Source organism: Stenotrophomonas sp. GD03958 (genome assembly GCF_029839005.1).
Lineage (GTDB): Bacteria > Pseudomonadota > Gammaproteobacteria > Xanthomonadales > Xanthomonadaceae > Stenotrophomonas > Stenotrophomonas hibiscicola.
The window spans coordinates 1-12,971 of record NZ_JAOBZT010000008.1 but is presented as its reverse complement, the minus strand read 5'-3'; the positions used below and the strand labels follow the sequence as shown (position 1 = coordinate 12,971).

9 protein-coding genes are annotated in these 12,971 nt (G+C 65.0%); 7 read left to right on the top strand and 2 right to left on the bottom strand.

Going from position 1 to position 12,971, the window contains the following annotated elements; translation table 11 throughout:
- The first annotated feature begins 159 nt into the window (after positions 1 to 159).
- From N5C25_RS04090 to N5C25_RS04080, 3 genes are read left to right on the top strand one after another with little or no spacing between them, the layout of a single operon-like run.
- Positions 160 to 816, top strand: coding sequence for a TetR/AcrR family transcriptional regulator (locus N5C25_RS04090; RefSeq protein ID WP_019660385.1), 657 nt, complete (start codon positions 160 to 162; stop codon positions 814 to 816).
- The gene (locus N5C25_RS04085) at positions 816 to 2,084 is read left to right on the top strand and encodes an efflux RND transporter periplasmic adaptor subunit (RefSeq protein WP_134735630.1); all 1,269 of its coding nucleotides are present in this window, start codon (positions 816 to 818) and stop codon (positions 2,082 to 2,084) included. Before N5C25_RS04090 ends, N5C25_RS04085 begins: the two co-directional genes overlap by 1 nt.
- Before the next feature lie 15 nt (positions 2,085 to 2,099).
- Positions 2,100 to 5,273 carry a multidrug efflux RND transporter permease subunit gene (locus tag N5C25_RS04080; protein WP_279936476.1) on the top strand — a complete coding sequence of 1,058 codons (3,174 nt, stop codon included), beginning with the start codon at positions 2,100 to 2,102 and terminating at the stop codon, positions 5,271 to 5,273.
- 153 nt (positions 5,274 to 5,426) lie between these two features.
- Here the strand turns inward: N5C25_RS04080 and N5C25_RS04075 are convergent, their stop codons facing one another.
- Positions 5,427 to 5,720, bottom strand: coding sequence for a hypothetical protein (locus tag N5C25_RS04075; RefSeq protein WP_058981281.1), 294 nt, complete (start codon positions 5,718 to 5,720; stop codon positions 5,427 to 5,429).
- 277 nt (positions 5,721 to 5,997) lie between these two features.
- On the opposite strand from N5C25_RS04075, the gene N5C25_RS04070 reads away from it, so the two are divergent.
- Positions 5,998 to 6,915 (top strand): hypothetical protein, encoded by a 918-nt coding sequence (locus N5C25_RS04070; protein WP_058981279.1) that lies wholly within the window; start codon positions 5,998 to 6,000, stop codon positions 6,913 to 6,915.
- A 45-nt stretch (positions 6,916 to 6,960) separates the two neighbouring features.
- Here the strand turns inward: N5C25_RS04070 and N5C25_RS04065 are convergent, their stop codons facing one another.
- The gene (locus N5C25_RS04065) at positions 6,961 to 8,109 is read right to left on the bottom strand and encodes an acyl-CoA dehydrogenase family protein (protein ID WP_279936475.1); all 1,149 of its coding nucleotides are present in this window, start codon (positions 8,107 to 8,109) and stop codon (positions 6,961 to 6,963) included.
- A gap of 153 nt (positions 8,110 to 8,262) precedes the next feature.
- Here N5C25_RS04065 and N5C25_RS04060 point away from each other — a divergent pair, with 153 nt between their 5' ends.
- The 3 genes from N5C25_RS04060 to metH all read left to right on the top strand — a co-directional run.
- Positions 8,263 to 9,192 (top strand): metalloregulator ArsR/SmtB family transcription factor, encoded by a 930-nt coding sequence (locus N5C25_RS04060; RefSeq protein ID WP_019660391.1) that lies wholly within the window; start codon positions 8,263 to 8,265, stop codon positions 9,190 to 9,192.
- A 13-nt stretch (positions 9,193 to 9,205) separates the two neighbouring features.
- A complete protein-coding gene (locus N5C25_RS04055) occupies positions 9,206 to 10,300 on the top strand; it encodes a homocysteine S-methyltransferase family protein (RefSeq protein ID WP_279936474.1) in 1,095 nt (364 codons plus the stop codon).
- On the top strand, positions 10,297 to 12,971 hold a 2,675-nt coding region (metH, locus tag N5C25_RS04050; protein ID WP_279936473.1), incomplete at its 3' end, for a methionine synthase. The genes N5C25_RS04055 and metH, both read left to right, overlap by 4 nt.

The window sequence follows — 12,971 nt, the reverse complement described above, 5'->3', positions numbered from 1 at the left end:
GGTTTGCTGCGGTTTAGACGCCTATTCAGTTCGCGCCGGCAGGGTGATGGCGCCCGGTTCGGCTCTGGCGACAGGATCGGCAAAGCGTGTTACCGGAAGACACACGCGGCAACGCCGTTTCGATTCCACAATCCTGAACTGGACGGTATAGTCCACCGCGTGAATCCGGCCTACCTCCCCGTTGCCCTCGACGCACGCGATGAGCGCGTGTTCGAAGCCGTACGCCAGCTGTTGGCCCAGCAGGGCATGCAGATGAGCATGGACGCAGTGGCCCAGCATGCGGGCTGCTCCAAGCAGACCCTGTACTCGCGCTACGGCAGCAAGCAGGAGCTGCTGCGCCGGGTGATGCAGCGCCATGTCGGCCACGCCACCGGCGCCATGGTCCGTGCACTCCGCACTGACGACCTGCGTGCCAGCCTGCTCCAGTTCGCCATTGACTTCCTGGAGCACTTCAACCAACCGCACGTGGGCCAGGCCTGCCGGCTGATTGCCGCCGATGCGGCCCAGTTTCCCGAAGAGGCGCGTACGCTGTACCGGCACGGTGCCGGCGCGCTGACGCTTCATCTTGCTGAATGGATTGAAACCGTTTGCATGCGTGGCCAGCTCCGGCATGACGACCCGCACTTCATGGCCGAACTGCTGCTGAGCATGATTGCCGGTCAGGATTTCGACAAACAGCGTTTCCATACCCCCCACCGTGATGACGCACTGCTGCGTCGGCGTTGGGCAGAGTTCTCCGTCGACAGCTTCCTGCGCGCCTTCGCGCCACAGCCGTCGGCGGCCCCGTCTACAAACCAACCCCGGAGTTCCTCCTGATGACCGCCCCACTCCGCACCCTTGCCTTGACGTGCGCCGTTGCTGTCGCGCTGGCTGCCTGCAAGAAGCCGGAACAGCAGACGCCCCCGCCGCCGGAGGTGGGCGTGATCGACGCCAAGCCGCAGACCCTGCCGCTGCAGCGTGAGCTGGTCGGCCGCCTGTCGCCGTTCCGCAGTGCCGACGTGCGCGCGCGGGTGCCGGGCGTGCTGCTCAAGCGCGTCTACCAGGAAGGCTCGCAGGTCAAGCAGGGCCAGACCCTGTTCCTGATCGACCCGGCGCCGCTGCGTGCCTCGCTCAATGCGTCTGAAGCGCAGCTGGCCTCGGCCCGCGCGACCTACGCCAACGCCAAGGTGGCCGCCGACCGTGCACGCTCGCTGGCGCCGCAGCAGTTCGTCTCCAAGTCCGACCTGGACAACGCCGAGTCGGCCGAGCGCACCGCGCTGGCCGCGGTCAAGCAGGCCGAAGCCGCCGTGACCTCCTCGCGGATCAACCTGGGTTACGCCGAAGTGACCGCGCCGATCAGTGGCGTGGCCAACAAGCAGCAGGTCACCGAGGGCGCACTGGTCGGCCAGGGCGATGTGACCCTGCTGACCACCGTCGATCAGCTCGACCCGCTGTACGTGAACTTCTCGCTGAGCGTGGACGAACTGACCCAGCTGCGCGCGCAGCAGGCCAAGGGCGCGCTGGCGCTGTCCGGCGACGGCAAGGCGACGGTGGCAGTGAAGCTGGCCGATGGCAGCACCTACAGCGAGCCGGGCACGCTGGACTTCTCCTCCACTACGGTCGACCCGGCCACCGGTGCAGTGTCATTGCGCGCTGTGCTGCCGAACCCGCAGCAGATCCTGCTGCCAGGTGCCTTCGTCAGCTTCCAGGCCAACCTGGGCGAACGCAACAACGCCTACCTGGTACCGCAGCAGGCCCTGCTGCGCGATACCACCGGCGGCTACGTGATGGTGGTCGGCGCCGACGGCAAGGTCGTGCGCAAGAACGTGAAGACCGATGGCGCGCAGAACGGCAACTGGCTGGTCAGCGACGGCCTGGCCGCCGGTGACAAGGTGATCGTGGCCGGCGTGCAGAAGGTCAAGGAAGGTGCACCGGCGGTGGCCAAGCCGTGGACCCCGGGGCAAGACGCCAACGGCAAGCCTGCCGCAGGCGGCGCCGCTCCGGCGGGCGCGGCACCGGCCGCAGGCAAGGCACCGGCCGACGCTGCCAAGCCCGAGCAGGCCGATACGGCCAAGCCGGCCGCCACCGATTCGAACAAGCAGTAACGGGAACCTTCCGTCATGCCTAAATTTTTCATCGAACATCCAGTCTTCGCCTGGGTGGTTGCGATCCTGATCTCGCTCAGCGGCGTGATCGCGATCCTCAACCTGGGCGTGGAGTCCTATCCCAACATCGCCCCGCCGCAGGTCACCGTCTCGGCGACCTACCCGGGTGCCAGTGCCGACACCACGGAAAAATCGGTCACCCAGGTGATCGAGCAGCAGCTGACCGGTATCGATCACCTGCTGTACTTCAGTTCCTCGTCCGCGTCCAACGGCCGTGCGCAGATCACCCTGACCTTCGAGACCGGTACCGATCCGGACATCGCCCAGGTGCAGGTGCAGAACAAGGTCTCGCTGGCCACGCCACGCCTGCCCTCGGAAGTGACCCAGCAGGGCGTGGTGGTGGCCAAGGCCAACGCCGGCTTCCTGATGGTGGTGGCGCTGCAGTCCGATACCCCGACCATCAACCGTGACGCCCTGAACGACATCGTCGGTTCGCGCGTGCTCGACCAGGTCTCGCGCATCCCCGGCGTCGGCAGCACCCAGCAGTTCGGTTCCGAGTACGCCATGAACATCTGGCTGAACCCGGAGAAGATGCAGGGCTATGGCCTGTCGGCCAGCCAGGTACTGGCCGCGGTACGTGCGCAGAACGTGCAGTTCGCCGCCGGTGCGCTGGGTTCGGACCCGTCGCCGGAAGGCCAGCACTTCACCGCCACGGTCTCGGCCGAAGGCCGCTTCAGCTCGCCGCAGGAATTCGAGAACATCATCCTGCGCGCCAACGCTGACGGTTCGCGCGTGCTGCTGAAGGACATCGCCCGCGTCGCCTTCGGTGCCAACAACTACGGCTTCGACACCCAGTACAACGGCAAGCCGACCGGCGCCTTCGCCATCCAGCTTCTGCCGGGCGCCAATGCCCTGAACGTGGCCGAAGCGGTGCGCGCCAAGATGGACGAGCTGCAGCCCAGCTTCCCGTCCGGGGTGACCTGGTTCTCGCCGTACGACAGCACCACCTTCGTCAAGATCTCGATCCAGGAAGTGGTCAAGACTCTGTTTGAAGCGGTCTTGCTGGTGTTCCTGGTGATGCTGATCTTCCTGCAGAACTTCCGCGCCACCCTGATCCCGACCCTGGTGATCCCGGTCGCCCTGCTCGGTACCTTCCTGGGCATGTGGATGATCGGCTTCACGATCAACCAGCTGACGCTGTTTGCGATGGTGCTGGCGATCGGCATCGTGGTCGACGACGCGATCGTGGTGATCGAGAACGTCGAACGCATCATGACCGAGGAGGGCCTGGCGCCCAAGCCGGCCACGCAGAAAGCGATGACCCAGATCACCGGTGCGGTGGTGGCGATCACCGTCGTGCTGGCCGCGGTGTTCATCCCCTCCGCCCTGCAGGGCGGTGCCGCCGGTGAGATCTACAAGCAGTTCGCGCTGACCATCGCCATCTCGATGGCATTCTCGGCGTTCCTGGCCCTGGGCTTCACGCCGGCGCTGTGCGCGACCTTCCTCAAGCCGACGCACCACGACAACCCGAACATCGTCTACCGCACCTTCAACAAGTACTACGACAAGATCAGCCACACCTATGTGGGCCACATCACCTCTGCGGTGCGCCATGCGCCGCGCTGGATGATCCTGTTCGTGGTGCTCACCGCGCTGTGTGGATTCCTGTTCACCCGCATGCCGGGCAGCTTCCTGCCAGAAGAAGACCAGGGCTATGCGCTGGCGATCGTGCAGCTGCCGCCGGGCTCGACCAAGGGCCGGACCAACGAAGTGTTCGCGCAGATGCGTGGCATCCTGGAAAAGCAGGATGGCTATGAAGGCATGCTGCAGGTGGCCGGCTTCAGCTTCGTCGGTTCCGGCGAGAACGTGGGCATGGGCTTCATCCGCCTGAAGCCGTGGGAGGAACGCAAGTTCACCGCGCCCGAGTTCATCCAGAACATGAACGGCGCGTTCTACGGCATCAAGGAAGCGCAGATCTTCGTGGTCAACCTGCCCACCGTGCAGGGCCTGGGCCAGTTCGGTGGCTTTGACATGTGGCTGCAGGACCGCAGTGGTGCCGGCTACGAACAGTTGACACAGGCGCGCAACATCCTGCTGGGCCAGGCCGCGCAGAAGCCTGAAGCACTCGTTGGCGTGCGTCCGAACGGGCTGGAGAACGCCCCTCAGCTGCAGCTGCACGTGGACCGTGTGCAGGCACAGTCGATGGGCATGTCAGTGTCGGACGTGTACAGCACCATCCAGCTGATGCTGGCCCCGGTGTACGTCAACGACTTCTTCTACGAAGGCCGCATCAAGCGCGTGACCATGCAGGCCGATGGTCCGTACCGCACTGGCCAGGAATCGCTGAAGAGCTTCTACAGCCCGTCCAGCCTGACCCAGAACGCCGATGGCACCAACGCGATGATCCCGTTGAACACGGTGGTCAAGTCCGAATGGGTGTCGGCACCGCCGTCGCTGAGCCGCTACAACGGCTATTCGGCGATCAACATCGTCGGCTCGCAGGCCCCGGGCACCAGCTCGGGCGAAGCGATGCAGACCATGGAGAGCATCGTCAACGACGACCTCCCGGCCGGCTTCGGCTACGACTGGTCCGGCATGTCCTACCAGGAAATCCTGGCCGGCAACGCGGCGACCCTGCTGCTGGTACTGTCGATCGTGGTGGTGTTCCTGTGCCTGGCCGCCCTGTATGAAAGCTGGTCGATCCCGGTGGCGGTGCTGTTGGTGGTGCCGCTGGGCGTGCTGGGTGCCCTCGGCCTGTCGATGCTGCGCGGCCTGCCCAACGATCTGTTCTTCAAGATCGGCCTGATCACCGTGATCGGCCTGGCGGCGAAGAACGCCATCCTGATCGTGGAGTTCGCGGTGGAGCAGCGCGCAGCAGGCAAGAACCTGCGTGATGCCACCATCGAAGCGGCGCGCCTGCGTTTCCGCCCGATCCTGATGACCTCGTTCGCGTTCATCATGGGCGTGATCCCGATGGCGATCTCCACCGGCGCAGGCGCCAACTCCCGCCATGCCATCGGTACCGGCGTGATCGGCGGCATGCTGTTCGCCACCCTGCTCGGCCTGTTGATGATCCCGGTGTTCTTCGTGGTCGTGCGCCGCATGCTGGGCGACAAGCTGGATGAACCGTCCAAGGAGTTCATGGAGCGCCAGCGCGACGCGGATGCAGCACACCGTCCGGATCGTTGATCCGGCGGTGCGCTGAAACGAGAAAGGCCCCGGAGCGATCCGGGGCCTTTTTTGTTGCCGCTTCTGGATCCATGCCGCCCCAGGTTGGCATCTACCGGGGCAACGGCATACCCGGTAGTCGCCAACCTTGGTGGGCGCTGTCCGGGCAACGTCTCAGCGCAACACTGCGATCACCACGCATGCCGCCACAATCGCCAGCGCAGGCCATTGCATCGGCAGGAAGAAAAAGTGATGCGGAGCATGCTGCCCAGGTGCACGCGGCTTTCGATTGAGCACGAAACCCAGCACCGTGTTGATTGCCGAGCCAAGGCCGAACGCCAGCAGGACCTGGCCGAGTGAAGTATTGCCGCGACCCACCGCTGGATCCGGGAACAGGATGAGGATGAGCAGCACGGCAGCGATCGGTGTGAGCAGGGTCAGCAGCCCTGCGCCTCGATAGATGAGCATGTGGTGGCGTCCATGAACGGTGGAGCATTCTGCGACCAAGGAGCGGGAATGCCAATGGATCGTTGGCATGTCGCCTGCCCGGAGACCGGTCGCATACGGCCTGTACTGAAAAGTCCCTTCCACTGCTGCGCCGACAACGAGGCGCTCAAGGCGTCTACCGGTTTCGCATAAGGCCCCCGCTTTGGATTCCTGGGCGCGCAGAAGTGCGGCACGCCCGGATCGTTGCTATCCAGATGCCTCCACGGCAATCGATCCGAAGCCCTCCAGGAGACTGATCATGGAAAGAGCACCACTACGATTCTTCAGCTGCCCTGCCCTGCTGTTTGGCGCGCTCTTCGCGGCCAGCAGCATCCAGGACAGCCACGCGGCAGGCGTCCTCGTCTGCGACAACTGTCGTGACCCGCGCGCATTGGCGCTTTCCTCGGGTACGGGGCCGACCATCGTCGCCGACTTCCAGCAGCGCCGGATCCATGGTTTCGATGTGGAATACGATCGCGAGCTACGGCGCTATCGCGCAACAAGGGCGCAGATTCCGGGGCCAATCAACGCATCCTTCAATCGGATCATGGGCATGCTCGACAACAACGTGCCAACCGTACAGTTCGCGCCGCGGCAGCGGGCCGGAAGAGGAGTCCAGTACGAGGTTCATCCTGATGACCCGCAATACGCCAACGGCATAAGCTTCCCGGAAGAGCACAAGAACCTCAACGCCTACGATGTCGTTCAGATGGCCACTGAGCGATCAAGGCTGGAAGGTGACATCGGCAAGGCCTTCACGGGGGCGACAACATCGTCGGCCGCCTGGAACGGCATGGCAACATTCCTTTCCTCGATCGGCCTGAGCTTCGTCAGCAAGACCGTCGGCATTGACAGCGCCATCTATCGGATCACATGGCGCGATGGTTCAAAAACCACGCTGGTCATCACGCCTTCTGCGGTTGATCAAGCCCGCTATGTGCAAGGTGAAAGCCGTGACGCCAAGGGCAACAAGATTCCGGATGGTGCGGCAACCGATCCAGAGATGGCCCGGAGCTTCATCGGCAACTATCGCTTTGACGATGCCGGCGAGCTCGAACGATGGGTTGACTCCGCCCGGCTCTACGGCGTGACCATGCATCCGGGAATGCCACGGGAATCCCTTCAGATCGTCTGTGAATGGAATGGAAAGGATATCGTTTGCCGGTTGCCACGTTGACAGCGCAGAGGAAACGGGGCGGCAATCGCCGCCCCGTCGTGTCCATCAGCGCAGCCCGGTCTCGTTGCGGGCGATCACCAGGCGCTGGATCTCCGAAGTACCTTCGTAGATCTCGGTGATCTTGGCATCACGGAAGTAGCGCTCCAGCGGCATTTCCTTGGAATACCCCATGCCGCCGTGGATCTGCACCGCCTGGTGGGTAATCCACATCGCCGCCTCAGAGGCGGTCAGCTTGGCAATGGCAGCCTCATTGCTGAAGCGCTTGCCCTGGCCCTTCACCCACGCCGCGCGCAGGGTCAGCAGCAGCGCTGCGTCCAGCTTGCACTTCATGTCGGCAATCTTGGCCTGGGTCATCTGGAAAGTGCCGATGGCCGCGCCGAACGCCTTGCGCTCCTTCACGTATTCCAGAGTCGCTTCATAGGCGGCACGGGCGATGCCGATGGCCTGCGAAGCGATGCCGATGCGGCCGGCATCGAGCACGCTCATGGCGATCTTGAAGCCCTCGCCTTCCTGGCCCAGCACGTCTTCGGCCCGCGCCACGTAATCGTTGAACTCGATCTCGCAGGTAGCCGAGGCGCGGATGCCCAGTTTCGGCTCGGTCTTGCCGCGGCCGAAGCCGGCCTTGTCGGTGTCGATGAGGAAGGCGGTGATGCCGCGTGCGCCCTTGTCCGGCTCGCTCATCGCGAACAGCACGATGTACTTTGCCACCGGGCCGGAGGTGATCCAGCTCTTCTTGCCATTGATGACAAAGGTGCCGTCTGCCTGCTTCACCGCGCGGCAGCGCATGGCCGTGGCGTCGGAGCCGGACTGCGGCTCGGTCAGCGCAAACGCGCCGATGGCCTCGCCCTCGGCGATGGCACGCAAGTACTTCTGCTTCTGCTGCTCGGAACCGTGAGTGAGGATGCCGTTGCAGAACAGCGAGTTGTTGACGGACATGATCGTCGAATGGGCTGCGTCGGCGGCGGCGACCTCCACCATTGCCAGCACGTACGCGATCGGGTCCATGCCCGCGCCGCCGTATTCGGTCGGCACTTCGATGCCCATCAGGCCGTTCTCGCCCAACAGGCGAATGTTGTCCAGCGGGAACTCGCCGGTACGGTCATGATGCTCCGCGCTCGGGGCGATCTTCTCCTGCGCGATACGCCGCGCCACGTCCTGCAGCATCAACTGCTCTTCGGTAAAGCTGAAATCCACAACACCCTCCCGGGTACATGAAGTTATGGGCCGCATACGGCGCGCCCAGGTGCCTCGATTGTACCGGGGGCCGGCTGCTTCCGTACGCTGCCGACTTGACCACGACAGGCCCTCTCGGCGAATATATCTCTATATCGCGATAGGTAGATGTTTATGGATCTGGAAGACTGGTCGACCCGCCTGAAGGTGTTCGCCGATGCCACTCGCGTCCGCCTGCTGGCGTTGCTGGAGCAGGAGGAACTGACCGTGGCCGAACTGTCGGCGATCACCCGGCTGGCGCAGCCGCGCGTGTCCACCCACCTGGCACGCCTGAAGGAAGCCGGCCTGGTCCGCGACCGCCGTGCTGGCGTGTCGGCGTACTACCGCTTCGACGAGGCCCAGCTGGACCCGGCGCAGCGTGCATTGTGGCATGCCTTGAGCAACGGAAGCGATGACCCGCTGCTGCGCCAGGATGCCGAACGCGTCGCCGCCGTGCTGGCGCACCGCGCCTCGGACCAGAACTGGGCCGACAGCGTGGCCGGCGACATGGAACGCCACTACTCACCTGGCCGCACCTGGGAGGCACTGGCGCGTACCGCGCTGCCGCTGCTGGAGACCGGCGACGTGCTGGATATCGCTTCCGGTGACGGCGTGCTGGCCGAACTGGTAGCCCCACATGCCAAGCGCTACATCTGCATCGACACCAGCGCGCGCGTGGTCGCCGCCGCCAGCGAACGCCTGCGCCGCCTGCCGAACGTGGAAGTGCGCGAGGGCGACATGCATGCACTGCCGTTCAAGGATGCCAGCTTCGATCTGGTCGTGCTGATGCACGCGCTGACCTACGCCAGCAAGCCGGCGCAGGCGGTGACCGAAGCCGCGCGCGTGCTGCGGCCCGGTGGCCGGCTGCTGCTGTGCAGCCTGGCGCGCCACGAGCACAAGGCCGCCGTGGAGGCCTATGGCCATGTCAACCTCGGCTTCAGCGACAAGGAGCTGCGCAGGTTCGTCGACAAGGCCGGCCTGCAGGTGTCCAGCCTGGAGACGGTCACCCGCGAGAAACGCCCGCCGCACTTTGAAGTGATTTCGCTGATCGCCAACAAGCCCTGAGCCCGAGACCGCCATGCCTGCCCTGCCTTGGTTGCATCCCGATCGTGCCAACGCGCTGCTCGACGCCCTGCGCGAGCGGATCCTGATCATCGACGGCGCGATGGGCACGATGATCCAGCGCCATGGCCTGCAGGAAGACGATTACCGTGGCGAGCGCTTCGCCGGTGGCTACGACCATGCGCATGGCCCCGGCTGTGACCACGGCGTGCCCGAAGGCCATGATCTGAAGGGCAACAACGATCTGCTGCTGCTGACCCGGCCGCAGATCGTCGCCGACATCCATACCGCCTACCTGGAGGCAGGCGCGGATCTGGTCGAGACCAACACCTTCAATGCCACCTCGGTCAGCCAAGCTGACTACCACCTCGAGCACCTGGTGTACGAACTGAACAAAGCCGGTGCGGCCGTCGCGCGCGCCTGCTGTGACGCGGCGGAAGCGACCACGCCCGGCAAGCCGCGCTTCGTGATCGGGGTGATCGGCCCGACCAGCCGCACCGCCTCGATCAGTCCCGACGTGAACGATCCGGGCTTCCGCAACACCAGCTTCGACGAGCTTCGCGACACCTATCGCGAAGCCATCGAAGGCCTGATCGACGGCGGCGCCGACACGCTCATGGTCGAGACCATCTTCGATACGCTCAATGCCAAGGCCGCGCTGTATGCGCTGGAAGAGGCCTTTGATGCACGTGGCGCGCGGTTGCCGGTGATGATCTCCGGCACCATCACCGACGCGTCGGGGCGCACCTTGTCCGGACAGACTGCCGAAGCCTTCCACGCCTCGCTGGCGCATGCGCGACCGCTGTCGATCGGCCTGAACTGCGCGCTGGGCGCCAATGCGATGCGCCCGCATGTGGAAACCCTCTCGCAGGTCGCCGACTGTTACGTCAGCGCCCACCCCAACGCCGGCCTGCCCAACGCGTTCGGCGAGTACGACGAAACCCCTGAAGAGATGGCCACCACCCTGCGGGGCTTCGCCGAGGATGGCCTGTTGAACCTGGTCGGTGGCTGCTGTGGTTCCACCCCCGACCATATCCGCGCGATCGCCCAGGCCGTGGCCGGGCTGGCACCGCGTGCCCTGCCGGGCGCACGGGAGCAGCACGCCGCATGAGCAGCACGCCCCTCACCCGCCTGTCCGGCCTGGAACCGCTGGTCATTACCCCGGACCTGCTGTTCATCAACGTCGGCGAACGCACCAACGTCACCGGCAGTGCGCAGTTCCGCAAGCTCATCAAGGAAGGCCGCTACGAAGAAGCGGTGGACGTGGCCCGCCAGCAGGTGGCCAGCGGTGCGCAGATCCTCGATGTGAACATGGACGAGGGCCTGATCGACTCGGAAGCGGCGATGACCCGCTACCTGAACCTGATCATGTCCGAGCCGGACATCGCGCGCATCCCGGTGATGGTCGACTCCTCCAAGTGGAGCGTGATCGAGGCCGGCCTGAAATGCCTGCAGGGCAAGAGCGTGGTCAACTCGATTTCGCTGAAGGAAGGCGAGGCGCTGTTCCGCGAGCACGCGCGCAAGGTGCTGCGCTACGGTGCTGCTGCGGTGGTGATGGCGTTCGACGAAAACGGGCAGGCCGACACCTGCGCGCGCAAGGTCGAAATCTGTACCCGTGCCTACCGCATCCTGGTCGACGAGATCGGTTTCCCGCCGCAGGACATCATCTTCGACCCGAACATCTTCGCCGTCGCTACGGGCATCGAAGAGCACGACAACTATGCAGTGGACTTCATCGAAGCCACCCGCATCATCAAGCAGACCCTGCCGCACTGCCACGTCTCCGGCGGCGTCTCCAACGTCTCGTTCTCCTTCCGCGGCAACGAAACGGTACGCCAGGCCATCCACTCGGTGTTCCTGTACCACGCGATCGCCGCCGGCATGGACATGGGCATCGTCAACGCCGGCGCGATGCCGATCTACGACGACCTGGAGCCGGACCTGCGCGAGCGCGTCGAAGACGTGATCCTCAACCGCCGAAGCGATGCCACCGAGCGTCTGCTGGAGATCGCCGAGCGCTACAAGGGCAAGAAGGGCGCGGCGAAGACCGAAGACCTGGCCTGGCGCGAAAAGCCGGTGGCACAGCGTTTGGCGCATGCCCTGGTACACGGCCTGGATGCCTTCGTCGAGGAAGACACCGAACTGGCCCGGCAGGCCTCCAGCCGCCCGCTGGATGTGATCGAAGGCCCGCTGATGGACGGCATGAACATCGTCGGCGACCTGTTCGGCGCCGGCAAGATGTTCCTGCCACAGGTGGTGAAATCCGCGCGCGTGATGAAGAAGGCCGTGGCCTACCTGCTGCCCTACATCGAAGCGGAAAAGGCGCGCAGCGGTGACACCGCCAAGAGCAACGGCAAGATCATCATGGCTACGGTGAAGGGCGATGTGCATGACATCGGCAAGAACATCGTCGGCGTCGTACTGGCCTGCAACAACTTCGACGTGGTCGACCTCGGCGTGATGGTGCCGGCGCAGAAGATCCTCGATGCTGCCCGCGAGCACAACGCAGACCTGATCGGCCTGTCCGGGCTGATCACCCCGTCCCTGGAGGAGATGAGCCACGTCGCCCGCGAGATGGAGCGCCAGGGCTTCGACCTGCCGCTGCTGATCGGGGGCGCAACCACTTCGCGTGCGCATACCGCGCTGAAGATCGACCCGCACTACAAGGCGCCGACGGTGTGGGTGAAGGATGCGTCGCGCGCGGTTGGCGTGGCGCAGTCGCTGATCTCGCGTGATCTGCGCGAGGCCTTCGTTGCCGCCAACGAAGCCGACTATGCCGAAATCCGCGCACGCCACCGCAACCGGGGCGACGCCAAGCGTCTGGTCACGCTGGAACATGCGCGCGGGCAGAAGTTCCAGGGCGGCTGGGACAGTTACACGCCACCGGCACCGAATCAGCCCGGCCTGCACGTGTTCGACGACTATCCCCTGGCCGAACTGGTCGACTACATCGACTGGACGCCGTTCTTCCAGGCCTGGGAGCTGGCCGGCAAGTTCCCGGCGATCCTCACCGACGAGATCGTCGGCACCCAGGCCAGCGAGCTGTACAAGGATGCCCGTGCGATGCTCGAGCGCATCGTCGGCGAGAAGTGGCTGACGGCCAAGGCCGTGTTCGGCCTGTGGCCGGCCAACAGCATCGGCGACGATGTCCGCGTGCAGCACGCACAGGGCGAAACCACCCTGCACTTCCTGCGCCAGCAGGTGGACAAGCCAGCCGAACGCCCGGATTTCTGCCTGGCCGATTTCATTGCACCGGCCGACAGCGGAAAGCAGGACTGGATCGGCGCGTTTGCGGTCACTGCCGGTATCGGCATCGACACCCACGTCGCGCGCTTCGAGGCCGAGCATGACGACTACAACGCGATCCTGCTGAAGGCCCTCGCCGACCGCTTCGCCGAGGCACTGGCCGAGCGCCTGCACCAGCGCGTGCGTACAGAATTCTGGGGCTACGACCGCGCCGAGACGCTGGACAACGAAGCCTTGATCGACGAGCAGTACCGCGGCATCCGTCCGGCGCCGGGCTACCCGGCCTGCCCCGAGCACAGCGAGAAGCGCCGCCTGTTCGACCTGCTGCAGGCTGAGAAGAACGCTGGCATGGAACTGACCGAGAGCTTCGCGATGTTGCCCACGGCCGCTGTCTCCGGCTACTACTTCAGCCATCCGCAGAGCCAGTACTTCGTTGTCGGACGGCTCAGCCGCGAACAGGTCACCGACTATGCCTGGCGCAAGGGCGTGGACCGCGCCCAGGCCGAACGCTGGCTGGCCTCCAATCTCGACTACGA

Coding starts and splice junctions, on each gene's coding strand:
- N5C25_RS04055 (WP_279936474.1), top strand. CDS start 9,206: ATGCCTGCCCTGCCTTGGTTGCATCCCGATCGTGCCAACGCGCTGCTC.
- N5C25_RS04085 (WP_134735630.1), top strand. CDS start 816: ATGACCGCCCCACTCCGCACCCTTGCCTTGACGTGCGCCGTTGCTGTC.
- N5C25_RS04070 (WP_058981279.1), top strand. CDS start 5,998: ATGGAAAGAGCACCACTACGATTCTTCAGCTGCCCTGCCCTGCTGTTT.
- N5C25_RS04075 (WP_058981281.1), bottom strand. CDS start 5,720: ATGCTCATCTATCGAGGCGCAGGGCTGCTGACCCTGCTCACACCGATC.
- N5C25_RS04060 (WP_019660391.1), top strand. CDS start 8,263: ATGGATCTGGAAGACTGGTCGACCCGCCTGAAGGTGTTCGCCGATGCC.
- N5C25_RS04080 (WP_279936476.1), top strand. CDS start 2,100: ATGCCTAAATTTTTCATCGAACATCCAGTCTTCGCCTGGGTGGTTGCG.